This is a genomic window from Streptomyces yangpuensis, assembly GCF_024666385.1.
GTDB classification, from domain to species: domain Bacteria; phylum Actinomycetota; class Actinomycetes; order Streptomycetales; family Streptomycetaceae; genus Streptomyces; species Streptomyces yangpuensis.
In genome coordinates this window covers 1,349,497-1,376,087 of sequence record NZ_CP102514.1, presented here as the reverse complement: position 1 = coordinate 1,376,087, position 26,591 = coordinate 1,349,497, and the positions used below count along the sequence as shown (strand labels likewise).

Annotated in this window: 25 protein-coding genes; 17 read left to right on the top strand and 8 right to left on the bottom strand. The window is 72.6% G+C overall.

Annotated elements, in window-relative coordinates; all coding sequences use genetic code 11:
* Window positions 1–65: 65 nt before the first annotated feature.
* The 12 genes from NRK68_RS06320 to NRK68_RS06265 all read left to right on the top strand — a co-directional run bounded on the left by NRK68_RS06320 (window position 66) and on the right by NRK68_RS06265 (window position 13,212).
* Window positions 66–806, top strand: a complete 741-nt coding sequence (locus tag NRK68_RS06320) for a type 1 glutamine amidotransferase domain-containing protein (RefSeq protein WP_257855300.1) — start codon at window positions 66–68, stop codon at window positions 804–806.
* Window positions 807–842: 36 nt separating this feature from the next.
* Window positions 843–2,327, top strand: coding sequence for an aldehyde dehydrogenase family protein (locus tag NRK68_RS06315; protein ID WP_183067533.1), 1,485 nt, complete (start codon window positions 843–845; stop codon window positions 2,325–2,327).
* Between the two features lie 31 nt (window positions 2,328–2,358).
* A complete protein-coding gene (locus NRK68_RS06310) occupies window positions 2,359–2,973 on the top strand; it encodes an NADPH-dependent F420 reductase (RefSeq protein WP_183067532.1) in 615 nt (204 codons plus the stop codon).
* Complete coding sequence (locus NRK68_RS06305; RefSeq protein ID WP_373024401.1) at window positions 2,970–3,482, top strand: (2Fe-2S)-binding protein; 513 nt, start codon at window positions 2,970–2,972, stop codon at window positions 3,480–3,482. The genes NRK68_RS06310 and NRK68_RS06305 overlap by 4 nt, the downstream gene beginning before the upstream one ends.
* A gap of 5 nt (window positions 3,483–3,487) precedes the next feature.
* The gene (locus tag NRK68_RS06300; protein WP_183067530.1) at window positions 3,488–5,893 is read left to right on the top strand and encodes a xanthine dehydrogenase family protein molybdopterin-binding subunit; all 2,406 of its coding nucleotides are present in this window, start codon (window positions 3,488–3,490) and stop codon (window positions 5,891–5,893) included.
* Window positions 5,890–6,720, top strand: a complete 831-nt coding sequence (locus NRK68_RS06295) for an FAD binding domain-containing protein (RefSeq protein ID WP_257855299.1) — start codon at window positions 5,890–5,892, stop codon at window positions 6,718–6,720. Before NRK68_RS06300 ends, NRK68_RS06295 begins: the two co-directional genes overlap by 4 nt.
* Window positions 6,721–6,809: 89 nt before the next feature.
* Entirely contained in the window at window positions 6,810–8,030 is a 1,221-nt protein-coding gene (locus NRK68_RS06290; RefSeq protein ID WP_183067528.1) for an MFS transporter, read from the top strand.
* Entirely contained in the window at window positions 8,027–9,556 is a 1,530-nt protein-coding gene (locus NRK68_RS06285; protein WP_257855296.1) for an ATP-binding protein, read from the top strand. Before NRK68_RS06290 ends, NRK68_RS06285 begins: the two co-directional genes overlap by 4 nt.
* A gap of 12 nt (window positions 9,557–9,568) precedes the next feature.
* Window positions 9,569–9,910, top strand: coding sequence for a nuclear transport factor 2 family protein (locus NRK68_RS06280; protein ID WP_183067526.1), 342 nt, complete (start codon window positions 9,569–9,571; stop codon window positions 9,908–9,910).
* A 101-nt stretch (window positions 9,911–10,011) separates the two neighbouring features.
* Window positions 10,012–10,656, top strand: coding sequence for a TMEM175 family protein (locus tag NRK68_RS06275; protein ID WP_183067525.1), 645 nt, complete (start codon window positions 10,012–10,014; stop codon window positions 10,654–10,656).
* Between the two features lie 73 nt (window positions 10,657–10,729).
* Window positions 10,730–12,040, top strand: a complete 1,311-nt coding sequence (locus tag NRK68_RS06270) for an IS701 family transposase (RefSeq protein ID WP_308296072.1) — start codon at window positions 10,730–10,732, stop codon at window positions 12,038–12,040.
* Complete coding sequence (locus NRK68_RS06265; RefSeq protein ID WP_257855294.1) at window positions 12,040–13,212, top strand: XdhC family protein; 1,173 nt, start codon at window positions 12,040–12,042, stop codon at window positions 13,210–13,212. The genes NRK68_RS06270 and NRK68_RS06265 overlap by 1 nt, the downstream gene beginning before the upstream one ends.
* Here the strand turns inward: NRK68_RS06265 and NRK68_RS06260 are convergent.
* Entirely contained in the window at window positions 13,193–13,558 is a 366-nt protein-coding gene (locus NRK68_RS06260) for a cupin domain-containing protein (RefSeq protein ID WP_183067522.1), read from the bottom strand. The two genes, NRK68_RS06265 and NRK68_RS06260, sit on opposite strands and share 20 nt — an antisense overlap.
* A gap of 247 nt (window positions 13,559–13,805) precedes the next feature.
* Between NRK68_RS06260 and NRK68_RS06255 the strand changes: the two genes are divergently transcribed.
* Window positions 13,806–15,269, top strand: a complete 1,464-nt coding sequence (locus tag NRK68_RS06255; RefSeq protein WP_046780468.1) for a GuaB1 family IMP dehydrogenase-related protein — start codon at window positions 13,806–13,808, stop codon at window positions 15,267–15,269.
* A 104-nt stretch (window positions 15,270–15,373) separates the two neighbouring features.
* Here NRK68_RS06255 and NRK68_RS06250 read toward each other — a convergent pair whose 3' ends face one another.
* The 6 genes from NRK68_RS06250 to NRK68_RS06225 all read right to left on the bottom strand — a co-directional run bounded on the left by NRK68_RS06250 (window position 15,374) and on the right by NRK68_RS06225 (window position 21,906).
* Window positions 15,374–16,621, bottom strand: a complete 1,248-nt coding sequence (locus tag NRK68_RS06250) for a sensor histidine kinase (RefSeq protein ID WP_257855293.1) — start codon at window positions 16,619–16,621, stop codon at window positions 15,374–15,376.
* Window positions 16,618–18,348 carry a sodium/solute symporter gene (locus tag NRK68_RS06245; RefSeq protein WP_183067520.1) on the bottom strand — a complete coding sequence of 577 codons (1,731 nt, stop codon included), beginning with the start codon at window positions 18,346–18,348 and terminating at the stop codon, window positions 16,618–16,620. The genes NRK68_RS06250 and NRK68_RS06245 overlap by 4 nt, the downstream gene beginning before the upstream one ends.
* A gap of 93 nt (window positions 18,349–18,441) precedes the next feature.
* Window positions 18,442–18,717, bottom strand: coding sequence for a hypothetical protein (locus tag NRK68_RS06240; protein ID WP_046780317.1), 276 nt, complete (start codon window positions 18,715–18,717; stop codon window positions 18,442–18,444).
* 197 nt (window positions 18,718–18,914) lie between these two features.
* Window positions 18,915–19,739, bottom strand: coding sequence for a LytR/AlgR family response regulator transcription factor (locus tag NRK68_RS06235; protein WP_183067519.1), 825 nt, complete (start codon window positions 19,737–19,739; stop codon window positions 18,915–18,917).
* 125 nt (window positions 19,740–19,864) lie between these two features.
* Complete coding sequence (locus NRK68_RS06230) at window positions 19,865–20,812, bottom strand: SCO0930 family lipoprotein (RefSeq protein ID WP_257855292.1); 948 nt, start codon at window positions 20,810–20,812, stop codon at window positions 19,865–19,867.
* A 116-nt stretch (window positions 20,813–20,928) separates the two neighbouring features.
* Window positions 20,929–21,906 (bottom strand): GDSL-type esterase/lipase family protein, encoded by a 978-nt coding sequence (locus NRK68_RS06225; protein ID WP_257857784.1) that lies wholly within the window; start codon window positions 21,904–21,906, stop codon window positions 20,929–20,931.
* 626 nt (window positions 21,907–22,532) lie between these two features.
* Here NRK68_RS06225 and NRK68_RS06220 point away from each other — a divergent pair.
* A complete protein-coding gene (locus NRK68_RS06220; protein ID WP_257855291.1) occupies window positions 22,533–24,023 on the top strand; it encodes an amino acid permease in 1,491 nt (496 codons plus the stop codon).
* A 10-nt stretch (window positions 24,024–24,033) separates the two neighbouring features.
* Window positions 24,034–24,489: an Lrp/AsnC family transcriptional regulator gene (locus tag NRK68_RS06215; protein ID WP_030027017.1), complete on the top strand. Its 456-nt coding sequence runs from the start codon at window positions 24,034–24,036 to the stop codon at window positions 24,487–24,489.
* 42 nt (window positions 24,490–24,531) lie between these two features.
* Here the strand turns inward: NRK68_RS06215 and NRK68_RS06210 are convergent, their stop codons facing one another.
* Window positions 24,532–24,723: a DUF1059 domain-containing protein gene (locus NRK68_RS06210; protein WP_183067516.1), complete on the bottom strand. Its 192-nt coding sequence runs from the start codon at window positions 24,721–24,723 to the stop codon at window positions 24,532–24,534.
* A 168-nt stretch (window positions 24,724–24,891) separates the two neighbouring features.
* Between NRK68_RS06210 and NRK68_RS06205 the strand changes: the two genes are divergently transcribed.
* Window positions 24,892–25,629: an SAM-dependent methyltransferase gene (locus tag NRK68_RS06205; RefSeq protein WP_183067515.1), complete on the top strand. Its 738-nt coding sequence runs from the start codon at window positions 24,892–24,894 to the stop codon at window positions 25,627–25,629.
* Between the two features lie 160 nt (window positions 25,630–25,789).
* Window positions 25,790–26,590: a carbon-nitrogen hydrolase family protein gene (locus NRK68_RS06200; protein ID WP_257855290.1), complete on the top strand. Its 801-nt coding sequence runs from the start codon at window positions 25,790–25,792 to the stop codon at window positions 26,588–26,590.
* The last annotated feature ends 1 nt before the right edge of the window (window position 26,591 follow it).

The following is a 26,591-nucleotide window of genomic DNA, read 5'->3' as shown; positions in this document are numbered from 1 at the left end:
ACCCCCTTACGCCCCCTGCTGGGGGCGTGTTGAATCGGCAGCGAATCCAGAACAAGGAGAGAATCATGAAGATTCTCGTCGTCATGACGGCCAAGGCGACCCTGCACCTGCTGGACGGTGAACAGCATCCCTCGGGATTCTGGGCGGAGGAATTCGTCGTTCCCTTCTCGCTCTTCAAGGCGGCCGGACACGACGTGGACGTGGCGACGATCGGCGGCCGCGCGCCCACGGTCGACCTGACGAGCATCGACCCCCAGTTCCTCCGGTGGGTCCGGCCCCAGGGTTCCCCCGACGAGGACGCGGTCAACGCCGCCGAGTACGTCCGGGTCATCGAGAACACCCCGCAGCTGAAGGCGCCCCTGGCCCTGGAGTCCCTCACCGAGAAGGACGTCGCCGACTACGACGGCGTCTACGTCAGCGGCGGCCACGGCGCGATCGGCGACCTGCCCAAGTCCGACGAACTCGCCCAGATCCTGCGCTGGGTCATCGCCCAGGACAAGCCCCTCGCCACCGTCTGCCACGGCCACACCTCGCTGCTCGCGCTGCGCGACGGCGAAGGCCGCTGGCCGTTCGAGGGCTACCGGATGACGGCCTTCTCCCACGACGAGGAACTGGTCACCAACATGGCCGGCCGGCTCCCGCTGATCCTGGAGGTCGAGCTCACCCGGCTCGGCGCCCGCTACGAGAAGGCCGACGCGATCTGGGACTCGCATGTCGTCGTCGACCGCAAGCTGACGACCGGCCAGAACCCGTACTCCTCAAAGGCCCTCGCGGAGACGTTCCTAGCCCAGCTCGCGAAGGGCTGACCCCGCCCGATTCGCAACCGACACCGGAAGGCAGCCATGACCAAGCGTGAGCTGAGCGGCCCGCCCCTCGCCAACCCCGGGAAACTGTTCATCGGCGGCAGATGGGTCCCGGCCCGGGACGGCCGTACCGAGCCGGACGTCAGCCCCGTGGACGGACGGGAGATCGTTCCGGTGGCCCAGGCCGCCGCGGCCGACGCGGACGCGGCCGTGGCCGCCGCCCGAACGGCGTACGAGGAAGGGCCGTGGAGCAGACTGTCCGCCCAGGAGCGGGCGCTGCGGCTGAACCGGGTCGGTGAGCTCATCGAGCGCGACCTGGAGGAGATCGCCCTGCTGGAGACCGTGGACATGGGCAAGCCGTTCGCGTTCTCCAGCACGGTCGACGCCCCCATGGCCGCCCAGCTCATGCACTACTACGCCGGGGCCGTGACCCGCGTCGACGGCTCCTCGCGCGCCCCGGCCGGCGGACAGCTCGCCTACACCCTGCGCGAACCGCTGGGCGTGGTCTGCGCGATCACCCCGTTCAACTTCCCGCTGCTGCTGTCGATGACGAAGATCGCACCGGCTCTGGCGGCGGGCAACACGGTCGTCCACAAGCCCTCCCCGGCCACCCCGCTCACCGCACTGAAGATCGCCGAGCTCTTCCAGGAGGCGGAGATCCCCGACGGGGTGCTCAACGTGGTCACCGGCCCCGGCGTGGAGCTGGGCGAGACCCTCACCGACCACCCCGGCATCGACAAGATCGCCTTCACCGGCTCCACCGTGGTCGGCCAGTCGATCATCCGCAGGGCGGCCGGCACCCTGAAGAAGGTGACGATGGAACTCGGCGGCAAGTCCGCCAACATCGTCTTCGCCGACGCCGACCTCGACGCCGCCGAGGAACTGGCCTTCTTCGGCATCTACTACAACAAGGGCGAGATCTGCACCGCCGGCTCCCGGCTGCTGCTCCAGCGTCCCATCCACGACGAGCTGGTCGAACGCCTCGTGCGCCGGGCCGCCGCCCTCAAACCCGGCGACCCGCGCGACCCCGCCACCCTCTTCGGGCCCCTCGCCCACCGCGGCCAGTTCGACAAGGTCAGCTCGTACATCGAGATCGGCGAGAAGGAGGGCGCGGTCCTGCGGACCGGCGGCACCGGCTGGACCCCCGAGGGAGCCTCCAGCGAAGGCCTGTACTTCCTCCCGACCGTCTTCACCGGCGTCGACAACGGGATGCGCATCGCCCAGGAGGAGATCTTCGGCCCGGTCCTGTCGGTCATCCCCTTCGACACCGAGGAGGACGCCGTCCGCATCGCCAACGACAGCGCGTACGGCCTCGCCGCCGGCGTCCACACCAAGGACCTGCGCCGGGCCCACCGCGTCGCCTCCCAGATCAAGGCCGGCACGGTCTGGGTCAACTGCTACAACCAGTACGACCCCGCGGTGCCCTACGGCGGCTACAAGGCCTCCGGCTTCGGCCGCGAGTGCGGTCCCGAATCCCTGGAGAGCTACACCCAGACCAAGTCGGTCTGGATCGGCATGGACTGACAGCGGCGGATCCCCTTCCCGAGGAGCGGCTATGCGGACAGGCATCATCGGCACCGGGCGGATCGGCACGGTCCTCGCGAGGATCCTCGTGGCGGCGGGCCACCAGGTGGTCCTCGCGGGCTCCCGGGGCCCGCAGGCCCTCGGCCCGCTCGTGGCCGAGCTGGGACCGGCGGCCTCGGCGGCGCACCCCGCCGAGGCCGCCGCCCAGGCGGAACTCCTGGTGCTGATGGTGCCCTTCGAGCGCGTGAGGGGACTGCTCCCGCCGCGCGTCGTGCAGGACAAGGTGCTGGTGGACGCGACGAACGCGTTCGGCGGCCCCGGCGCCCCCGCCGACCTCGGCGGGCGCGCCTCCAGCGACCTGGTCGCCGAGTGGTATCCGGACGCCCAGGTCGTGAAATCACTGAACACCATGCATTTCGAAACACTCGCCGTCGCGGGAACCGCACCCGGAGAGCGCCTGGCGCATTTCACCGCGGGCGACGACGCGAAAGCGAAGGAAATCGTCGCGGGAATCATCACGGATCTCGGATTCGCCCCCGTGGACACCGGTCCGCTGCACTCCGGTGGAATTCTCCAACAGCCCGGCGGGCCCCTCTTCAACCGGCCCCTCACGAAAGCGCAGGCGCTGGCATGGATATCACACTGAACGTGAACGGAAGACCCGAGCGGTTCTCGGCGCCACCGAACGAACTGCTCGTGGAACGGCTCCGCGACGGCCTCGGCCTGACCGGCACCAAGGTCGGCTGCGACACCGGCCAGTGCGGCTCCTGCGTGGTCCGCCTCGACGGCCGCTCCGTCAAGAGCTGCCTGGTCCTCACCGCCTCCGCCGCCGGCGCCGAGGTCGCCACCATCGAAGGCGTCACCACCCGCGGCGGGGAACTGTCCGGCCTCCAGGAGGCCCTGCGCCGGGAACACGGCACCCAGTGCGGCTTCTGCACCCCCGGCATGGTCATGGCCCTCGGCGAGCTCGTCGACGCCACCGCCGACGGCCCGGCCCCCACCGAGCCCGAGATCCGCGAGTGGCTCACCGGCAACCTGTGCCGCTGCACCGGCTACCACAGCGTCGTACGGGGAGTGCAGCGCGCCTGCGCGGCCGGCCGCGACGAGGTGCCCGCCGGCACCGCCGCATCCACCGCAGCCGCACCGGAGGTGTGAGGGACATGACCACCGTGACGGGGGAGCCCCCGGCCGACCGGGGCGGCGTACTCGGGCAGCCGCTGGACAGCCGCGAGGATCCGCAGCTGCTGCGCGGCGAGGCCACGTACGTGGCGGACATCGACCTGCCGGGCACCGCGCACATGGCCATCCTGGGCAGCCCGGTGGCCCACGCGCGGATCCTGTCCATCGAGACCAAGGCCGCCGAGCAGCTGCCCGGAGTGCTGAAGGTGGCCACCGCGGCCGACTTCACCGACGTCATGCCGCTGCCCTGCATCTGGATCCCCGGCGGCGTCGAGAGCCACTTCCCGCCGCACCCCTACGGACTGCCCGGCGCCCGCCCGGTCCTCACCGGCGACACCGTCCGCCACGTCGGCGACCCCATCGCCGCGGTCGTCGCCGAGACCCCGCGGCAGGCCGCCGCGGCCCTGGCCGCCATCGCCGTCGAGTACGAGCCGCTGCCCGTCGTCACCCGCGCCGACGAGGCCCTCGCCGACGGCGCGCCCCAGCTCCACGAGGCCGTCCCGGGCAACCTCAACGCGTACTGGACCTGCGGCGACAAGGACCGCACCGACGCCGCTATCGCCGCCGCCGAGGTCACCGTCGAACTCGACCTGGTCAACCAGCGCACCATCAACAGCCCCATCGAACCGCGCGGAGCCGTCGGCGACTACGACCCGGCCACCGGCGAGTACACCCTCTACGCCTCCACCCAGGGCCCGCACAACCACCGCTTCCTGCTCTCCGCGCTGGTCCTCGGCATCCCCTTCAACAAGCTCCGGGTGATCGCCCCGACCGTCGGCGGCAGCTTCGGCACCAAGGGCTACCTGTATCCCGACATGCCCCTGGTCCTGCTGCTCTCCAAGGCGCTCGGCCGGCCCGTGAAATGGGTGGACACCCGTACCGGGCTGATGAACTCCACCGTCCAGGGCCGCGACCACCGCCAGCACGTCACCCTCGCCGGCACCCGCGACGGCCGCATCACCGCGGTGCGCTGCACCAGCCACGCCAACCTCGGCGCGTACCCCTCGACGATCGGCCCCGGCGTCGCCACCGCCCTGATGGGCCGCTCCATCAGCGGCATGTACGCCATCGACGCCGCCTTCTGCGAGGTGTACGCCGCCTTCACCAACACCGTCCCGCTCGGCGCGCAGCGCGGCAGCGGACGCGCCGAGGCCGCCTTCCTCATGGAGCGGCTCGTTGACCGGTACGCCTCCGAGATCGGCATGGACCCGGCGGAGGTGCGGCGCAGGAACCTGGTGCCGAAGGAGAAGTTCCCCTACGACAACGGTCTCGGCTGGACCTACGACTCCGGGGACTACCGGCTGAACTTCGACAAGGCCGTCGAACTGTCCGGCTACGCCGACATGCCCGCCCGCAAGGCCGAGGCCCGTACCCGCGGCAAGCGCCTCGGCGTCGGCATCGCCACCTACGTCGCGATCTGCGGCGTCGGCCCCTCGACCCGGATGTCGCAGGAGGGCATGCTCGGCGGCACCTGGGAGAGCGCCAACATCCGCGTCCACCCCACCGGCGAGGTCACCGTCACCGTCGGCTCCGCCTCCACCGGCCAGAGCCACGGCACCGTCTTCGCGCAGGTCGCCGCGGACGAGCTGGGCATCGACCCCGCGACCGTCCAGGTCCACGAGGGCGACACGCAGAAGGCCCCGTACGGACAGGGCACCTACGGCTCCCGCTCCTACAGCATGGCCGCGCCCGCCGTGGCCCTCACCGCCCGCAAGCTCAAGGCCAAACTGGTCCGGGCCGGCGCCGTCTTCCTGGGCGTGCCCGAGGACAGGGTCGTCTACGAGGGCGGCGGCGTCCACGAAGAGGGGAACCCGCAGAACGCCAAGACCTTCGCCGAACTGGCCATGGCCATGTGGTACGGGTGGGGACTGCCCCCCGAGATCGAGCCGGCGCTGGACGAGACCACCCACTTCGACCCGCCGGACTTCAACTACCCTTTCGGCACGCACGTCGCCGTCGTCGAGATCGACGAACTGACCGGCGAGACCGAGGTGGTCGCCTACACCGCCGTCGACGACGCCGGCCACATCGGCAACCCGAAGATCGTCCAGGGGCAGATCGAGGGCAGCATCGTGCACGGCCTGGGCCAGGCCCTGATGGAGGCAGCCGAATACGACGAGAACGGCCGGCTGCTCAGCGCCGACCTCGGCCACTACGCCCTGCCGCGCGCGGCCGACGTGCCGTTCTTCGCGCTCGACAAGACCGTCACGCCCAGCCCGCACAACCCGCTCGGGGCCAAGGGAGCGGGCGAGATCGCCACCGTCCCACCCGCCGCCGCCGTGGTCAACGCCGTCGTCGACGCCCTCTCCGACCTGGGCGTCCGGCACATCGACATGCCGCTCACCCCCGAGAAGGTCTGGCGCCGCCTGAGAGGGGAATCCCAGTGATCCTCACCGAGTTCGACTACGCCCGCCCCGCCGGCCTCGACGAGGCGCTCGCCCTGCTGGCGGGGACCCGCGGCGCCCGGGTGCTGGCCGGCGGCCAGAGCCTGCTGCCCGACCTGCGTACCGGAGCCGACGAGGCCCGCCTGCTCGTCGACATCCGGCAGCTGGCCGAGCTGCGCGGAACCACCCGCACCCCGGACGGCCGCCTGCTGCGCGTCGGGGCCCTCACCACACTCGCCGGCCTGGCCGCCGACCCGCTGGTGCTCGCCGGAGCACCGGAACTGGCCGCCGCGGCCCGCGCCAACGGCGACCCGCAGGTCCGCAACCTCGGCACGGTCGGCGGCAACCTGGCCGCCGCCGGGCGGCCCACCGACCTGCCGGTCGCCGCCCTCGCCGCCGACGCCGTCGTCGAACTGGCCGGGCCGGGCGGCCGCACCACCCTCCCGGCCGAGGAGTTCGCCGCCGCCGGCGCACCCGCCGGCCAGATCCTCACCGCCCTGCTCGTGCCCGCCGCCGGGCCGGCCGCCGCCTTCGAGAAGTCCGCCGACCGCGCCACCCGCTACCCCGTCTGCGCCACCGCCGTACGGATCACCCCCGACGGGCCGCGCATCGCCGTCACCGGAGCCACCCCCCGGCCGCTGCGCCTGCGCGGGGTCGAGGACCGGCTGCGCGGGGGCCCGTACGACACGGACGCCGTACTCACCGCCTTCCGCGCCGAACCCCGGGAGCTGTTCGTCCCCGGCCGCGGCACCTCGGCCGAGTACCTCGGCCACCTCGCGGGGGTCCTCACCGCCCGAGCACTGCAGAGGGCCGCGCGGGCCCTCGCCTGACCGACCGACCACGGGCCCTCCCGGGGCCCATCACGGGGGAGTTGAGTGAAGCAGTGGCCGAACCGTCCCGATCGACCACGGAGACATCCGTGTCCCCAGCCGCCCGCGCGGCCGGCCCGCCCAGAGGCTCCGGCTTCTGGGTGGTGGGCGCCGTCCTCGTGCTGCTGATGCTCTCCTCCTCCGTACCCTCCGCCCTCTACGTGCTCTACCAGCAGAAGTGGGACCTGTCCTCCGGCACGATCACGGTGGTCTTCGCCCTGTACGCCGTCACCGTGCTGGCCGGGCTCCTGCTCTTCGGCTCCCTCTCCGACACCCTGGGCCGGCGCCCGGTCCTGGGCACCGGACTGGTCCTGGCGATCGTCTCCATGGCCCTGTTCGCCGGAGCCCAGGGGCTCGGACCGCTCCTCGCCGCCCGCGCCGTGCAGGGGCTCGCCGTGGGCCTCGCCACCGGCGCGATGGGCGCGGCCCTGCTGGAACTGGCCCCCGCCTCCCGCCCGGCCCTGGGAGCCCAGGTCAACAGCGCCGGACCGACCATCGGGATCGGGCTCGGCGGGATCGGCGCCGGACTGCTCGTCCAGTACGCGCCCGCACCGACCGTCCTCAGCTATCTGCTGCTCATCGGGGCCTTCGCCGTCACCCTGGTGGGTGTCGTGCGCATGCCGGAGAGCGCTCCCGGCGCCGGCGGCCGGCCGCGGGTGGTCCCGCACCGGATCCACGTACCGGCGGGCGCCCGGGGCCGCTTCCTGGTCCTCGTCCTGACCATCGTGGCCGTCTGGTCCGTGGGCGGCTTCTACCTCTCGCTCGGCCCGCACCTGGCCCTGTCCCTGCTCCGGTCCACGAACTACCTCGTCGGCGGGGCCACGGTCGCCCTGCTCGCCGGCGCCGCCACCGTCGCCCAGCTGATGCTCGGCCGCACCGCGGCGCTGCGCACCGCCGTCCTCGGGCTGCTCGGCATGCTCACCGGTCTCGGGGCGGTGCTGCTCGCGCTGGGCCTCGGCTCGGCTCCCGTGTTCCTGGTGGCCACGGCCGTCCTCGGCGGCGGCTGGGGGGCCGCCTTCCTCGGCGCCTTCCGGGCGCTGAGCGGACTGGCGGATCCGGCACACCGCGGTGAACTGACCGCCGCGGTCTACGTCTTCGCGTACCTCGCGATGAGCGTGCCGGCCGTGCTCGCCGGGATGCTCACCAACATCCACGGGCTGCACCGGACCTCGGTCGGCTTCATGGCCGCCGTCGCCGCGATGTGCGCGGTGGCCCTGCTGGCCACCGTACGGCTGGCCGCCCGGACCCGGGCAGAGGGGAGCGCGGCATGAACACGCGGGAGCTGCGCTCCGCCCTACGGGCCCTGGAGGTCTTCGCGGGGATCACCGAGGAACAGCTGGACTGGCTGGTCTCGGTGTCCCGGCCGCAGGTCCTCGCCGACGGGGAGGTGCTCTTCCGGGACGGGGAGGAGGCCACCAGCTTCCACGTGCTGCTCTCGGGCGGGCTCGTCGTCACCAAGGTCGTCGACGGCCGGGAGGAGGTGCTCACCCGGCACTCCACCGAGGAGGAGGGCGCCGCGGCCGAGGACCACGACGGCAAGCCCCCGGCCGCCCACCGCTTCACCGGCGAACTGCCGCTGCTGACGGACGGCGCGTACGTGGCCACCGCCGCCGCGAGCGGGCCGTCGACCACGGTCGTGGCCTACCCCAGGGCGGTCTTCTTCGAGATGCTCACGCGCTGCCACGGGGTGGCCGCCGTACTGATCCCCGTCCTGGCCTGGCGCATCAAGTCCTCCGAGGTCCAGGCCCGCAAACGGGCCACCGTGGAGGCGCTGGGCACCCTCGCGGCGGGGCTCGCGCACGAGCTGAACAACCCGGCGGCCGCGGTCGCCCGGGCCGCGCAGGAACTGGCCCCCGCCCTGGAGCGGCTCACCAGGACCGCCCAGGAATGGGGCGCGGCCGCCACCCCCGCCGAGCGGGCCGTCCTCGACCGGCTCACCGGGGAACTGGACGCGCTGCCGCCGCCGGTCACCACCGACCCGCTGGCCCAGGCCGACGCCGAGGAGGAGATCGCCGACTGGGCGGAGAGGGCCGGCGCCGAACGCTCCGGCCTGCTCGGCTCGGGCGTCTCCGACCTCGGACTCGACCTGGGCCGGCTGCTGGAGCGGACGGAGGGCGTCGGCAAGGAGGCCCTCGCCCGGGCCCTCGACCACCTGGCGGCGCTGCTGGAGGTCCGCTCGCTCGCCGCCGAGCTGCGGGCCGCGGGCCCGAGGATCTCCCAACTCGTCTCGGCCACCCGGGATTACGCCAATCTCGACCGGGCGCCCGAGCAGCGCTTCCCGGTGACCGAGGGACTGGAGAACACGCTGGTCGTGCTGCGTGCCAAGCTCGACGGCATCAGCATCGTCCGTGCGTACGAGCCGCACCTGCCCGAACTGACGGGCTATCCGAGCGAGTTGAACCAGGTGTGGACCAACCTCGTCGACAACGCCGTCGAGGCCATGGAGGGCGCCGGCGTACTGACACTGAGCGCCCGGGCCGAGGGCGTCTGCATGGTCGTGGAGATCACCGACACCGGCCGGGGCATCCCGGCGGAGTCCCTGCCGCGGATCTTCGAACCCTTCTACACGACCAAGGACGTGGGCAAGGGAACGGGCCTGGGGCTGCACCTCAGCTACCGCATCGTGACCCAGCGCCACCGCGGGTCGCTCACGGCCCGCTCACGCCCCGGCGAGACCCGGATGGTCGTGCGGCTGCCCTTCGCGGGCAGCGCCGAATCCTGCCTCCCACCTGCGCACACACCCGATACCGCACAGGAAACCGCATCCTCGCGCGCCCCGGGCGCCCTTCCCAGTTGAAACGGAGTCGACATGGCCAAGTACGACATCTCCACGCTGCACCCGGTGTTCGTCCGCCAGATGGAGGCGCTGGCCGCCCTGGACATCGAGGCGGTGATGAAGAACTACACCGACGACGCCGTGCTGCTGCGCTTCGAGGGCGTCTCGGTGGGCATCGAGGCGGTCCGTGAGACCTTCACCGGCTATCTCACGGTGAAGCCCACGCTGGTGGAACTCCAGGAGTACATCGAGACCGAGGACACCATCTTCTACCGGGCGATCATGAACCTGAACGGCGAACCGGAGCACGCGTTCGGGACACTCGTGGTCCGCGATGGCCGAATCTGGCGCCAGACGGCCGGCTTCGGCGGCTGAGACCGGAAATCTGGGTAGCGTGTGCGGGGAGGGGCGGCAGAACGCGCTCTCCCCGTATGCGCGGCCCACGGCCCGCGTAGAGAAACGGTAAAGGGGAGGTCATGGAAAATGAAACCGGGCGGGTCGAGGCATTCAGTGACGGCGTATTCGCCATCATCATTACGATCCTCGTCCTGGAATTAAAGGTTCCGGAAGAAACCGGGGCCGACTTCTGGCACGGCGTCCGCGAACAATGGCCCCATTACGCCGCCTATGTGGTGAGCTTCCTCATCATTGGTGTGATGTGGGTGAACCACCACACCATCTTCAGTCACCTGAAGCGGGTCGACCGTCCGCTGTTGTTCCTGAACCTCATGGTGCTGATGGTGGTCTCGGTGATCCCGTACACCACCAACGTGCTCGCCGAACACCTCACCGAAGGCGGCTCCGCCGGCCCGGCCGCCGTGCTCTACAGCCTCGTCACCGTGGCCTACGCCTTGGCGTTCCTGCTCTTCTGGTGGTACGTCACCCGGGTGGGGCACCTCTTCCACGAGCAGGTGGACAAGGACGGCGCACGAGCCACGCGAGTGCGTTTCGGCCTCGGCGCCATCGCCTACCCCTGCACGGTCGTCCTGGCCTTCTTCTCCGCACCGCTCACCCTTGTCGCGCACTTCCTGATCGCGATCTACTATGCGGCGAACCAGATCCCCATCCCCCTCGTGGTAGAGGAAGAGCGGCTCCAATCTGCCAGCGACCTCAGGAAGTAGCCGCAGGGGCCTACGGCCGTTCTCCGCGGTCAAGTAGGGTATCGGATCTAGCTGGTCGCGGGGGAGGCACCAGATGGCTCGCGCAGTCCTGCCGGAGGATTCCGCCAAGGAAGTCCCCGAATTGATCGATGTCATGATCTCTCTTCTCTTTGAGTCCTTACCCCGGCGGGACCAGCGAAACTGGGCCCGCGTTTATCTGAACGGCCTCGTGCGGACCAACGGGAAGAAAACAATCCGTAACATCGCCGGAACCGGAGCGAGCTCCGTCGAGCAGAGCCTGCAGCAGTTCATCAGCAAGTCCCCCTGGGACTGGACGCCCGTACGGCGCTCCCTCGCCCAGCACCTCGAACGCACCGCACAGCGCCCGCTGGCCTGGGTGCTCCAGCCCATGGTCATCGAAAAGGCCGGCGACCGCTCGGTCGGCGTCGGCCGGCAGTTCGTCCCCCAGCTCGGCCGCACCGCCAACTGCCAGCAGGCCAGCGGGATCTGGCTCGCCTCCAGCGAGGCCAGCTTCCCCGTCGAATGGACCCTCACCCTCCCCGGACCCTGGACCAGCGAACTCATGCGCCGCCGCCGGGCCGGCATCCCCGACACCGCCCGCTCCCTCACCCCCGCCCAGGACGCCGTACACGCCGTCCAGCGGATGGCCGCCACCTGGCAACTCCAGCGCCGGCCCGTGGTGATGGAGGTCGCCAACGGCGACCTTCCGCAGAGCATCGACTCGTTCGCCCTCCAGGACATCCCCTTCGTCTTCAAGGTCGACGGCTCGCTGCCCGTCTCCTTCGGCGGTGCGGGCCGGCACAAACCCGGCCCGCACACCGCCCCCGCACGCGAACTCATCGACTCCCTGCGCTCCCAGCGCCGCGTCGTCGAATGGACCCGGCACGGCCGGGCCGAAGGAGCGGTGACCCTGCTGACCTCGGCCCCGATCTTCGCCGCCCCCTGCGAGGACCGCCCCGCGTCCGCCCCGCCCATCCCGCTGCTGCTGGTCGGGGCCTGGACCGAAACGGCCCTGCTCCCCTCCGAGTTCTGGATCACCAACATCGGGGACCGGCCGCTCGCCCAGCTCTTCCTGCTCGCCAAACTCACCGACCGGGTCTCCCTCGACTTCACCGAGACCTGCGAACCGGTCGGCATCCGCGACTTCGAGGGCCGCTCCTTCCGCGGCTGGCACCACCACGCCACCCTGGCGAGCGTCGCCCACGCCGCGAAACTGCTCTCCGCACGCCCCCACGCCCGTGACCCGTACCCCGGCCCCGCGCGCCCCGCCGCCCTCAGGCAGACCACCACCCTGCCCCGGCCCGCCGCAGCACACCCGGCCACCCCCGCCGTGCTGCCGCCGCACCTGCCCGGACAGACCCCACGCCGCGAATACATCCGCTGATGCTCGACATCGCCGCGGAGCTGCGCGCCTGGTGCGCCGCGCGCCGGGAATTCGCCCTGGCCACCGTGGTCGCCGTCAGCGGCAGCGCGCCGCGCGGCCCCGGCGCCTCGCTCGCCGTCGACGACCGCGGCACCGCGCTCGGCTCCGTGTCCGGGGGCTGCGTCGAATCCGCCGTCCACGACCTGTGCCTCGACGCGATCAGCACCGGCCGCGGCGGCCTGCACCGCTTCGGCTACAGCGACGACGACGCCTTCGCCGTGGGCCTGACCTGCGGCGGAGTCCTCGACATCCTGGTCACCCCGGTGCGCGGCCGCGACCCGGTACGGCCCGTCCTCGGCTCGGTCCTCGACGCCGCCGCGGACGGGGCCCGGGCCGCGCTCGCCCGCGTCGTGTCCGGCCCGCCGCGCCAGCTCGGCCGGGCCCTCGCCGTCCACGCCGACGGCTCCTACGAGGGCGGACTCGCCGGCGGCGCCGCCCTCGACCGGGCCGCCGCCGTCCGGGCCCGTGCCCTGCTCCTCGCCGGACACACCGGCACCGCCGAGCTCGGCACCGCCGGCGGGCTGTGCGGGGAGCCCCTGACCCTGCTCGTCGAGTCCGCCGCCGAACCGCCCCGGCTGATCGTCTACGGGGCCATCGACTTCGCCGCCGCCCTGGCCCGGATCGGCGCCTTCCTGGGCCACCGGGTCACCGTGTGCGACGCCCGGCCCGTCTTCGCGACCCCGGCGCGCTTCCCCGCCGCCGACGAGGTGGTCGTCGACTGGCCCCACCGCCATCTCGCCGCGGAGTGGGAAGCGGGCCGGCTGGACTCCCGTACCGCCGTCTGCGTCCTCACCCACGACGCGAAATTCGACGTACCGCTGCTGGAGCTGGCCCTGCGGCTGCCGCTCGGCTACGTCGGCGCCATGGGATCGCGGCGCACCCACACCGAACGCGTCGGGCGGCTGCGCGAGGAAGGGGTCACGGACGGCGCCCTGGCCCGGCTGCGCTCACCCATCGGCCTCGACCTCGGCGGCGCCACCCCCGAGGAGACCGCGCTGGCCATCGCCGCCGAGTTCACGGCCCTCCGGCACGGCGGATCGGCCGCCCCCCTGACCGCCACCACCGGCCCCGTCCACCGCAGACCGGCACCCGCACCCCGCGCCGTGGCCGCCCTCAGCCCGCCCCGCCCCTGACGTGCTCCACGACCCGGTGGAACTCCGCCGACGGGGAGAAATCGACGTACTCCGTGTCGGCGAGCGCCACGGGGACGTGCCCCGGACCCCAGTAGAAGGCCTGCCCCTCCTCGTACACCTGCTCCCCGTCCCGGGTGCGCATCAGCAGCCGGCCCTTGAGGAGGTACCCCCAGTGCGGGCACGGGCACATGTCGTCCGGAAGCCCCTTGAGGGCCTCCGTGAAGTCGGTGCCCTGCGGGAGCCGGAAGAACCCGACGGTGAGATCGCCGCCGATCTCCCGCACCCGCACCTCCAGTCCGCCGCCCTCCACCGCGATGGGTGCCTCTTCCCGCGTCGTCGCCGTCATGGATCCTCCACCCGGCCGTTCGGCCCGGACGTCCCGGGACCGTCCTTGCCCTTCCACTGTGACCCGGACCGGTGCATCCTGCCCCTGCGGGGGCGGGCCGCCGCACCCCTACGGGACCAGGGTCCCGTAGGAAGACACCACACGGTCCGCGACGCCTTGGACGATCGGCCCGGGCGGCATGAACCCGAGGCCGTGGGAGAATGAAGTACGTGCGTTTCCTCGGCTGCACCCTGTCGAGGTACCTCCGATTGACTGGGATGTTCAGCACGTGCGTTTCCTCAATGACCTGAAGCCGCCGTACGACCTCACGTACGACGATGTGTTCATGGTGCCGAGCCGCTCCGCGGTCGGTTCCCGCCAGGCCGTCGACCTCTCCTCGCCCGACGGGACCGGCACCACCATTCCCCTGGTCGTGGCGAACATGACCGCGATCGCCGGCCGCCGGATGGCCGAGACCGTCGCCCGCCGCGGCGGCATCGTCGTCATCCCGCAGGACATCCCGATCGAGGTCGTCACCGACGTCATCTCCTGGGTGAAGACCCGCCACCTCGTGCTCGACACCCCGATCACACTGGCGCCCACCCAGACCGTCGCGGACGCACTGTCCCTGCTGCCCAAGCGCGCCCACGGCGCCGGTGTCGTCGTCGACGGCGAGGGCCGCCCGGTCGGCGTCGTCACCGAGCACGACCTGAGCGGCGTCGACCGCTTCACCCAGCTCTCCGAGGTCATGTCGAAGGAGCTGCTGCTCATCGACGCCGACATCGACCCGCGCGAGGCCTTCAACCAGCTCGACGCCGGCCACCGCAAGCTGGCCCCGGCCGTCGACAAGGACGGCAGGCTCGTCGGCATCCTCACCCGCAAGGGCGCCCTGCGCGCGACCCTTTACACCCCGGCCACCGACGCCAACGGCAAGCTGCGCATCGCGGCCGCCATCGGCATCAACGGCGACTTCGTGGCCAAGGCCAAGCAGCTGCTCGACGCGGGCGTGGACACGCTCGTCATCGACACGGCGCACGGCCACCAGGAGTCGATGATCAACGCGATCAAGGCCGTCCGCGCCCTGGACCCGCAGGTCCCGATCGTGGCCGGCAACATCGTCGCCGCCGAGGGCGTCAAGGACCTCATCGACGCCGGCGCGGACATCATCAAGGTCGGTGTGGGCCCCGGCGCCATGTGCACCACCCGCATGATGACCGGCGTGGGCCGCCCGCAGTTCTCCGCGGTGCTGGAGTGCGCGGCCGAGGCCAAGAAGTACGGCAAGCACGTCTGGGCCGACGGCGGCGTCCGCCACCCGCGCGACGTGGCGATGGCGCTGGCCGCCGGCGCCTCCAACGTCATGATCGGCTCCTGGTTCGCCGGTACGTACGAGTCCCCGGGCGACCTCCAGCAGTCCGCCGAGGGCCGCCTGTACAAGGAGTCCTTCGGTATGGCCTCCGCCCGCGCGGTGCAGAACCGCACGAGCGAGGAGTCGGCCTACGACCGCGCCCGCAAGGGCCTGTTCGAGGAGGGCATCTCCACCTCGCGCATGTTCCTCGACCCGGCCCGCCCGGGCGTCGAGGACCTGATCGACTCGATCATCGCGGGCGTCCGCTCCTCCTGCACCTACGCCGGTGCCGGCTCCCTCGCGGAGTTCGAGGAGAAGGCCGTGGTCGGCATCCAGTCCGCCGCCGGCTACGCCGAGGGCAAGCCGCTGCACGCCAGCTGGAGCTAGTTTCCGTACCTCGCCGTGGCCCGACGGGCCTGTCCTGCGCGGACGGGCCGGTCGGGCCACGGGCGTTCAGGCCCGGGGCGGGTCCGGGGCGGGTCCGGGGCGGTTCAGGTCCGGGGTGGCAGGGCCTGAACCGACGGGGAACTGTGCACGCCCGCCCGGTACTTGGGGATGCGTACCGTCACCTTCATGCCGGCGCCGACCCCCGTCTCCATCACCGGGCCGTACGCGTCCCCGTACACCTGCCGGATCCGCTCGTCGACGTTGGGCAGTCCCACCCCCGACGAGGAACCCGCCCGCTCCCCGGCCAGGATCCGGCGCAGCAGCTCCGGATCCATCCCCACCCCGTTGTCCTCGACGGTGATCACCGCGTCGGGGCCCGCGTCCTGCGCCGTGATCGTGATCCGGCACTCCTCGGTGGAGTCCTCCAGCCCGTGCTTGACGGCGTTCTCCACCAGCGGCTGCAGACACAGGAACGGCAGCGCCACCGGCAGCACCTCCGGCGCCACCTGCAACGTCACCTTCAGCCGGTCACCGAACCGGGCCCCCGCCAGCGCCAGATACTGCTGGATGGAACGCAACTCCTCGGCCAGCGTGGTGAAATCCCCGTGCCGCCGGAAGGAGTACCGCGTGAAGTCCGCGAACTCCAGCAGAAGTTCCCGCGCCCGCTCCGGATCGGTCCGCACGAACGAGGCGATCGCCGCCAGCGAGTTGAAGATGAAATGCGGGGAGATCTGAGCCCGCAGCGCCTTGATCTCCGCCTCCATCAGCCGGGTGCGTGAGCGGTCCAGCTCCGACAGCTCCAACTGCACCGACACCCACCGGGCCAGCTCCGTCGCGGCCCGCACCAGAACCGCCGACTCCCGCGACCCATACGCCACCAGCGCCCCCAGCACCCCGTCCTCGCCGGTCAGCGGGGCGAACACGGCCCACTTCAACGGACAGTCGGGCCGCTGGCACTCGGTCCGCACGCTCTGGCTGCGCCCCGACTCCAGCATCACCGCCACCCGGGCCATCGCCCGCCGCTGGTGGTGGTCGGCCCCCGGGCCGTCCCACGCCAGCACCGCCTCCCGGTCCGTCAGGCACAGCGCCTCCGTACCCAGCAGCGACCGCAGCCGCCGGGCCGCCTTGCGGGCCGCGTCCTCGGTCAGCCCCGCCCGCAGCGGGGGAGCGGCCAGCGAAGCCGTGTGCAGTGTGTGAAAAGTGGCCCGCTCCACCGGCGTCCCCAGATCCAGGCCCGCCAGACGCTCCCCGCGGCGCGCGTGCCAGCGCCCCGCCGCCCAGCCGACGCCCAGCATCAGGGCCGCGCCCGCCACCGCCAGCACGGCGAGCAGGGCCTGTCCCGCCCCGGTCACCGCCGTCCCCCCGCCCCGTCCCCGGCCACGACCTCCGGCAGGTGCAGCCGGGCCAGGGTGGCCGCCGTACCGGCCGGGATCCGCGACCGGGTGGCCAGCGACACCGCCACCATCGTCAGGAACCCGAGCGGCACCGACCACGCCGCCGGCCAGGCCAGCATCGTGTGCGTCCAGCCTGTCGGAGCCAGCCCGGCCCGCGTCGCCAGGACCGCGCTCAGCGCCGCCCCGCCACCCGTGACCAGCCCCGCCACCGCCCCCGGCGGCGTCAGCCCCCGCCACCAGATGCCCAGCACCAGCAGCGGACAGAACGACGAGGCCGACACGGCGAACGCCAGCCCCACCGCATCCGCCACCGGCACCTCCGTGGCCGCCACGCTCACCCCCAGCGGCACCAGGATCGCCAGCAGCGCCGCCGAGCGGAAACTGCGCACCCCGCGCGTCGGCAGCACGTCCTGGTGCAGCACCCCGGCCACCGCCATCGTCAGCCCCGACGCCGTCGACAGGAACGCCGCGAACGCGCCCCCGGCCAGCAGCGCCCCCAGCAGTTCCCCCAGCACGCCGCCCAGCATCCGCTCGGGCAGCACCAGCACCGCCGCGTCCGCGTCACCGGTCAGCGCCAGCTCCGGGGCGTAGATCCGGCCCAGCGCCCCGTACACCGGCGGCAGCAGGTAGAAGGCGCCGACCAGCCCCAGCACCGCCAGCGTCGTGCGCCGCGCCGCCCGCCCGTTGGGGCTGGTGTAGAACCGCACCGCCACGTGCGGCAGCCCCATCGTCCCCAGGAACGTGGCCAGGATCAGCCCGTACGTGGCGTACAGCCGGTACTCCCGCAGCTCCCCGGACGGCGGCTCCGACCAGGTGCCCGCCCCGGAACCCGGTTCCTCCCGCGCGTCCGGCACCGGCGTGTCCGGGGCGAACTCCAGCCGCGCGTGGGCCCGCACGGCATGCTCGCCGGCGGCCAGCACCAGCGGCTCCGCCACATGGGAGCGCCCGTCCACCTGCCCCGTCACCGTCACCGCGAGCGGCTCCTTCACCGACAGCCGCACGTCCTGCGCGAGCGTCACCGACGTGGCCTCGCGGAAGACCGCCGGGGCGTCGAAGGTGGCCCGCGGCGCGCCGTCCCCGGCCCACGCGGCGATCAGGAAGAACGCCGGGACCAGCAGAGCGGTGAGCTTGAGCCAGTACTGGAAGGCCTGCACGAAGGTGATGCTGCGCATCCCCCCGGCGGCCACCGCGACGCTGACCACACCGGCCACGACCAGCCCGCCGGCCCAGTGCGGGGCCCCGGTGAGGATCTCCAGGGTCAGCCCGGCCCCCTGCAACTGCGGCAGCAGGTACAGCCAGCCCACCCCGACCACGAACAGCACCGCGATCCGGCGCACCGTCCGGGACTCCAGCCGCGCCTCCGCGAAGTCGGGCAGCGTGTACGCGCCGGAGCGGCGCAGCGGCGCCGCGACCAGGGCCAGCAGCACCACATACCCGGCGGTGTAGCCCACCGGGTACCAGAGCATCCCCGGCCCCTGGAGCAGCACCAGACCCGCCACGCCGAGGAACGACGCGGCGGAGAGGTACTCCCCGCTGATCGCCGCCGCGTTCAGCCGCGGCCCCACCGTCCGTGAGGCCACGTAGAAGTCCGAGGTGGTCCGGGATATCCGCAGGCCCAGCGCGCCGAGCAGCAGCGTGACCAGCACGACGACGGCGACCGCGGTCAGCGCGTACGTCTGGTTCACCGGGGCGGTCCTTCGGACGGGGAGGGGTGACCGGAGTCTACGCACGCCCCCGACCGGGCGACAGACACGATTCGGACCCTGCCGGTCCCCCGCTCAGACGGCCGGGTCGCGGTGCTCGGCGCAGTCCCGCAGGGCGATCTCCAGCTCCACGTACGACTCCTCGGCCCGCCGGAACGCCAGCGTCAGCGCCGCCTCCGCGCGCGGCGGGACCTGGTCGCGGGCGCCCTCGCAGGACTCGTAGAGGATGTCCGCCCAGCGGGCGGCCGCACTGCGCAGCAGGGCGAGCAGCGCCTCGGCCTCGGCGGGCCCCGCCGGCCGCCTCCGCGGCAGCCCGCTCAGGGCGTCGACCAGCGCCTGGACCTCGGACATCTCGCTCCTCCCGCGCCGGGAAGATCCACGATACGCAGCGGCGACCGCCTCGGCCGGTCGTTCACACCACCGGTGCGGCAGGCGGCTCCCGCGGATCGCCGTACGCCCCTCCCGGTGCGGTGAACGGCATCCGCGCGCGCCCGGCGGTCGCCCGGCCGAGTCCGGCGGTGGCCGTCGGCGGCCGTCGGCGGCCGGTTTCAGCCGGTCGCGTGCCGCATCAGGAGGTCCCGCAGCTCCCGCGCGTGCCTGCGGCTCACCTGGAGCACCGCCGACCCGACCCGGACGGTGGTGGTGCCCGAGTCCAGCCGGAGCTCGTCGATCCGGGCCAGCGCCACCAGATGGCGGCGGTGGATCCGTACGAACCCGCGCGCCGCCCACCGCTCCTCCAGCGTGGACAGCGGGATCCGCACCAGATGGCTGCCCTCGTCGGTGTGCAGGCGCGCGTAGTCGCCCTGCGCCTCGACGTAGGCGATGTCGGCGATCGCCACGAAGCGGGTGACGCCGCCCAGTTCGACCGCGATCTGCTCCGGGCCCCGGTCGGGTACGGCCGCCTCCGGGGCCGGCCGGGGCGCCGCCACCACGGCCGGCGGGACCGCCGGCGGCGCGGCGGCCACCGGCACCTCCTCGGCCCGGCCCAGCTGCGCGCAGGCCCGCCGTACGGCCTCGGCCAGCCGCTCCGGCCGCACCGGCTTGAGTACGTAGTCCACGGCCTTGAGGTCGAAGGCCTGCACGGCGAAACCCTCGTGGGCGGTGACGAAGACGATCAGCGGCGGCCGTGCGAAACCGGCCAGCAGCCGGGCGATGTCCAGCCCGGTCAGACCGGCCATGTGGATGTCGAGGAAGACCACGTCGATGCCGTCGGGCCCGTCCGGACCGGACTCCAGCGCCCGGGTGACCCGGCGCAGGGCCTCGGTGGCGTCCGAGGCGCCCTCGGCGCTGTGCACCCGGGGGTCCGAGCGCAGCAGGTAGAGGAGTTCCTCCAGGAGCGGCTTCTCGTCGTCGACAGCGAGCACACGCAGCATGCGCCCGAGTCTATGACCTGACCCCGCGTACTCCCGGGGCGCGGGAACAGGGCGCGGCCCCTGCCCGGGGGGAGGTGGGGCAGGGGCCGCGCGGACCGTGGTGGGGGGCCGGAGGACCGGAGCGGCTACTGGACGGTGATCAGCTTGCCGTCGGGGGAGACGGCGTACCAGGTGCCGCCCACGCCCTGCCCGTTGGTGTCACCGGGCTTCTTGTCGCCGGAGAAGGTGTAGATCGGCCAGCAGTCGACGGTCTGCTGCTGCTTGCCGTCCGGGCGGTCCATGACCCGGTAGTTCTTCTCGGTGATGCCCTTGGCGTTCGCCTTGTCCACCGGGGGCACGACCGGCCACTTGGTCAGGCAGTCGCCGACGCAGTTGGAGACCATCGGCCAGGCGGTGTCCTTCTTGAAGCGGTAGACGGTCATGCCCTTGCCGTCGACGATGTACTCGCCGAGCTTCGGGTCCTTCGCCACGGACAGGCCGGGCGCCGCCGCCGCGGGGGCCGCCCCGCCCGGTGCGGGCGAGGCGGCGGGAGCCTCCGAGGGCGCGGCCTCGGCCGGGGCGCCCTTCGCCGCCTTCCTGCCGTCCGGGCCGAACGCGAACCACACCCCGCCGACGCCCTGCCCGTTGACGTCACCCGGCTTGGCGTCCTTGTTGAAGCGGTAGGCGGGCCAGCCCGCCACCGTCAGCTGCTTCGTGCCGTCGGCGCGCACCACCTCGCCGAGCAGCGACGGGTTCATGCCCGCGGCGGCGGTGACGTCACCGGCCGCGACCACCGGCCAGGTCTTGGCGCAGTCGCCCTCGCAGTTCGACTTCGGCGGCTCGGCCGTGTCCTTGTCGAAGCGGTAGAGCGTCAGGCCCGCGCTGTCGGTGAGGACGGGGCCCGCCTTCTCGGTGTTGGAGACGGCCAGTTGTCCGCCGGGCTGGTTGCCCGGGCCCGATGCCGCCGCCGGAGCTGCGGCGCCGGCCGGCTGGGCCGTGTCCGATGCCTTGTAATCCGACGGGCCGCAGGCGCTGGCCGCCAGGACGACGGCTACTGCGGCCGCGGCGAAGGTGGTTGCGCGCTTCATGCCCATGTTGATCTCTCCCACATCGTGTCTGTCGTGCCGTCGCCCCCAGCGGCGGCAACTGTGCACAGGACACGCCCCGGTGGGCGGGATCTGTTCACCGCGTCCGGTGTGGGCTGTTTCACTCACCCCGCGCCGAACCCGGTGCGCCGCAGGGCCGTGGCCACAGCGAGGCCGAGCACCTGGTGTCCGGAGTCGTTGGGGTGCAGCCCGTCCGCGAGGTGCTCGGGTCCGAGCAGGTCACGGCCGGGGAGGACGGCGAGCCGGTCGTCGCCGGCGGCGATCCGGTCCCGGGCGGCGCGCTCCATCGCGTCGCGCAGGGCGCCCAGGGTGGCGCCGAGCTTGTTCGGGGTGCGCTCGGCGTCGGGCCGCAGCACGGGGGAGACCAGCAGCAGGGGGGTCCGCGGGTGCCCCTGGCGGACCAGTTCGAGGAAGGCCCGCGTGGTCTCGTACAGCAGGGGCGCCGAGAAGGGCACCCGGGACCAGCAGTTGGTGCCGAAGGCGAGGGTGAGGGCGTCCGCCGGCAGGCCCGCGAGCTGTTCGGCGGTGGCCAGTTCGCCGCGCGCGGCGCCCGCGTAGCCGAGGTTGACGGTGTCCCAGCCGAGGGCCCGGCCGGCGACGGCGGGCCAGCCGTGGGCGGGGCGGGTGGACCACCAGCCCTCGGTGATCGAGTCGCCGTGGACCACCCAGCGCGGCGCCGGCGGCGCGGGGGCCAGGGCGCCGCCGATCCCGCGCAGGCCGAGGACGAGGGGCGACTGGTTCTCGGGCGGGTGGATGGTGAAGGGGCCGCGGAAGGGGCCGTCGCCGGCCCCGAGCCCGATGCGTACGACGGCCTCCGCGGCCGGTTCGGTGAACACCTCGGTGACCACTCCGTGGCGGTCCCACAGCGCGAAGCCGTGGGCGAGGTCGCGCAGGGAGTCCGTGGGGCCGGGCACGGTGGCCCGGTAGCGGATCTCGACGGCCCGCGCGGTCTCGGTGGTGAACTCCAGGCGCACCCCGATGGGCAGGGTGGCCCGCTCACCGGTGTCCCAGGGCAGCCGCATCGTGTCCGCCGGGTCGGCGCGCACCGGACGGCCCTTGTCCAGCCAGGCGACCCCGCGCAGGAAGGGCTGCGGGTCCTGCCACCCGCCGGGGACCTCGTCCCGTTCCCCGCCGCCCTGCCGCCGTTGCGGCCACGCGCCCTGTTCCGGCCAGGCTCCTTGTCCCCACCGGCCGGTCCGCTCCTGCCCTGGTCCGGGCCGGCCCTCGTCGTGCACCGGTGCGCTCACCCTTCGCCTCCGATCGTCGGATACGGGAACTCCATGCCGGCCCGGGCGGCCCCGGGGCCACCGCGTTCACCCGTACCCCGCGGCGTTCGCCCCTACCCCGCACGGGCCCGGTTCCCCCGCGGGCGTGCGGATCCAGGGCGGCACGCTGCGACAGATCTGACGGAGTGTCAAGGGAGGGGGTTTCCGGCGGTCTGCGCAGCGATCGATCATCCCTACGCAACAAACGACTGTCAGTGACCGATCCGCGCAATGATCGTGCGCCAATGTGCAAGGATGGTCCATTACGGGCGGTATCACTCAGCTCGTAGGCTCACTCGCTGTACGTGGAGTGGCGCGGATCGCCTGCTCGGCGGTCCCCCATGCCAGGCCCTTCCCCCGTCGGGCCCTGTCCTGCTCCGGACCGTCGCGGTCGACGCCTCATCCCCGACCTCTGTCGATCCGCAGTGACAAGGAGTCCCCTCGTGCTCGACCACGGCCAGGCGCCACCGCTCGCTTCCGAGCCCCGCAGGCCCGCCCACCCGCTGCTCCGCCGCAAGCCGGTCGAGCTGCTGGTCGCCGAAGGCGGCCAGGGTGAGGGCGGCGCGCTCAAGCGTTCGCTCACCATGTGGCAGCTGACCATGATCAGCATCGGCGCGACCCTGGGCACCGGCATCTTCGTCGTCCTCGGCGAGGCCACCCCGGTCGCCGGCCCGGCCGTCTTCATCGCCTTCATCGTCGCGGGCCTCACCGCGCTGTTCTCGGCGCTCTCCTACGCCGAGCTCGCGGGCTCCATCCCGGTCTCGGGCTCCTCGTACTCCTACGCCTACGCCACCATGGGCGAGCTCATAGCCTGGATCTGCGGCTGGTGCCTGATCCTGGAGTACGGCGTCTCCGTCGCGGCCGTCGCCGTCGGCTGGGGCCAGTACCTCAACGAGCTGCTCGACGGCACGCTCGGCTTCACCATCCCCGAGGGCTTCTCCGCCCCGCTGGGCGAGGGCGGCTACATCAACCTCCCCGCCCTCGTCGTGGTGCTCCTGTGCATGGTCTTCCTGCTCCGCGGGGCCAAGGAGAGCGCCCGGATCAACACGATCATGGTCGTCGTCAAGATCGTGACGCTGGCGCTGTTCATCGTCATCGGCTTCATGGGCATCAAGGCCGGCAACTACACCCCGCTGGCCCCGCTCGGCATCACCGCCATCAGCACCGCCGCCTCCATGCTCTTCTTCTCCTACATCGGTTTCGACGCGGCCTCCACCGCCGGTGAGGAAGCCAAGAACCCGAAGAAGGACCTGCCCCGCGCGATCATGCTCTCGCTGCTGATCGTCACCGCGATCTACTGCCTCGTCGCCCTGGTCGCCGTCGGCGCCATGCCGTGGCAGGAGTTCGAGGGCAGCGAGGCCGCCCTGGCCCAGATCATGGAGAACGTCACCGGCCACTCCTTCTGGAGCGTCATCCTGGCCGCCGGTGCGGTCGTCGCCATCGCCAGCGTCGTCTTCGCCGTGCTCTACGGCCAGACCCGCATCCTCTTCGCCATGTCCCGCGACGGCCTGATGCCGAAGGCCTTCGCCAAGGTCGACGAGAAGACCGGCACCCCGAAGGTCAACACGATCATCGTCTGCCTCTTCTGCGGACTGCTCGCCGCGTTCATCCCGCTGGGTGAGCTGGCCAACGCCACCAGCATCGGCACGCTCTTCGCCTTCGGCCTGGTCAACGTGGCCGTCGTCATCCTGCGCTACACCCGCCCCGACATGCCCCGCACCTTCAAGGTCGCCCTCTTCCCGGTCACCCCGATCCTGGGCTTCCTCTTCTGCGCGTACCTCATGATCGAGCTGCCGATGGCCACGTGGCTGTGCTTCGGTGGCTGGATGGCGGTCGGGCTCGTGATCTACTTCTTCTACGGCATGCGCCGCTCCAGCCTGGCCACCGTGGCCGCCGTGGCCGCCTCGGCCGCGGAGGTCGCTGAACAGAAGTGATTCACCCCCCGTGCGACTGAACGATCTCGACGAACGCATCGTGCACGCCCTCGCCGAGGACGCCCGCCGCTCCTACGCGGACATCGGCTCCGAGGTCGGGCTCTCCGCCCCCGCCGTCAAGCGGCGCGTGGACCGGCTGCGCGCCGAAGGCGCCATCACCGGATTCACCGTCCGCGTCGACCCGGCCGCCATGGGCTGGGAGACCGAGGGCTTCATCGAGATCTACTGTCGCCACAACACCTCGCCGGACGACATCCGGCGAGGACTGGAGAGATACCCCGAGGTGGTGTCCGCGTCGACCGTCACCGGCGACGCGGACGCCCTCGTCCAGATCTTCGCCTCCGACATGCGGCACTTCGAGCGGGTCCTGGAACGCATCGCGGGCGAGCCCTTCGTCGAACGCACGAAGTCCGTCCTCGTCCTGTCCCCGCTCCTGCGCCGCTTCACCTCGGGCGCCCCCGCATAGACCCGCCCGCGCGGGCCGGGAGCGCACCGGTGCCGCGCGGCCTCAGGCGTGCTGCGACGCCTCGTCCTTGATCATCCCGCGCAGCGAGGCCCGGAACTCCGGAGTGTCCTCGTGGCCGTGCACGGTCGCGGCGTGCTGGGCCGCCGCCGCAATGACCTCTTCCTCCTCGCCCGAGATCGCGAGGGTGCAGTTCATCTCGCTGGGGTAGTCCCTGCAGTCCATGACCTTGCGCATGACGAGCCTCCCGGGACGGGTGTCCGCCGGCGCCGACGCCGGACGGTGCGCCTCCCATGATCCTCCTCGCGGGGCCACGGCGAAACCCGGGCGGGGGCCCGTGCCGGCCCCGGGGCGCGACCGGAAAACCGGATGCCCGGAGCACCCGCCGAACGGGAAGGTGTCCCGGTGAACCGAGAAACGATCTCCCACCTGGCCCACGCCCACCACCCCGTCGCCGCCCCGCTGAGCGACACCGCCGTGGCCCGGCTCCTGGACCGCGCCCTGCCCCGCGGTACCGAACGCGTCCTCGACCTCGGCTGCGGCCCCGGTGAATGGCTGCTGCGGTCCCTGCGCGACCGCCCCGCCGTGCACGGCGTCGGCATCGACGTCTCCCGGACCGCCCTCGACCGGGCCGCGGCCGCCGCCCAGGCCCTCGGCGTCGCCGACCGGCTGTCTCTGCACCTGCGGCCCGCCGCGGACCACACCGACCCGCACCCCTACGACCTCGTCCTCAGCGTCGGCGCGGCGCACGCCTTCGGCGGGCTCCTGCCCACCCTCGACGCGGCCCGCACCCACCTCGCCCCCGGGGGCCACGTCCTCGTGGGAGACGGCTACTGGGAGCACCCGCCCACCCCCGCCGACCTCCAGGACTTCGGCCCCCTCGCCGACCTGCCCACCCTCGTCGACCAGGTCACAGCGGCCGGCTGGACCCCGGTGTACGGTCACCTCAGCACCCGCGAGGAACTCGACGACTACGAGTGGTCCTGGACCGGCTCCCTGGCCGCCTGGGCCCTCGACCACCCCGACCACCCCGACAGCGCCGAAGCCCTCGACGCAGCGCATGGTCACCGCACCGAATGGCTTCGCGGATACCGTGCCACCTGGGGTTTCGCCACCCTCCTGCTGCGCCGGACCGCCGACTGACCGGCCTCACCGGGCGCGTCGCGCAACGAATCGCCGCCAGAGCCCCTCAACGCGCAACGAATCGCACACCAGCGCGCAACATCGGCGCCTTGTTGCGCCGGGAGGGCGAAACGTACCGTTCATAGGACCGCACCCACCCCTCCTGCCACAGAGGTAGCCCATGCCCCCGCTGCGCACCGCCCTCCTCCAGAGCTCCGGAGTCCTCGGCGACATCGCCGAGAACCTCAAGGCTCTCGACGAGGCCGCCGAGCGCGCCGCACAGGCGGGGGCCGGGCTGCTGGTCACCTCCGAGATGTTCCTGACCGGCTACGCGCTCGACCTCGAGGCCGTCCCCGGCCTCGCCGAGGCGAGCGACGGCGACTCCGCCCGCACCATCGGCGAGATCGCCCGCCGCCACGGCCTCGCGGTCCTCTACGGCTACCCCGAGCGCGACGGCGACACGGTCTACAACTCCGCCCAGCTCATCGGCCCCGACGGCGCCGCCCTCGCGAACTACCGCAAGACCCACCTCTTCGGCTGCTTCGAGCAGGACGCCTTCACCCCCGGCGACACCCCCGTCGTCCAGGCCGACCTCGGCGGCATCCGCATCGGCATCATGATCTGCTACGACGTGGAGTTCCCCGAGAACGTCCGCGCCCACGCGCTCGCCGGCACCGACCTCCTCCTGGTGCCGACCGCCCAGATGCACCCCTTCCAGTTCGTCGCCGAGCACCTCGTCCCCGTCCGGGCCTTCGAGAACCAGATGTACGTCGCGTACGTCAACCGCACCGGCCCCGAGGGCGAGTTCGAGTTCGTCGGCCTCAGCTGCCTGGCGAGCCCCGACGGCACCACCCGTACCCGCGCCGGCCGCGGCGAGGAAATGGTGTTCGGCGAGGTCGACCCCGAGCTGCTCGGCGCCTCGCGCGAGAACAACCCCTACCTGCGCGACCGCCGGCCCGGGCTCTACGCCTCGCTCGTCTGAC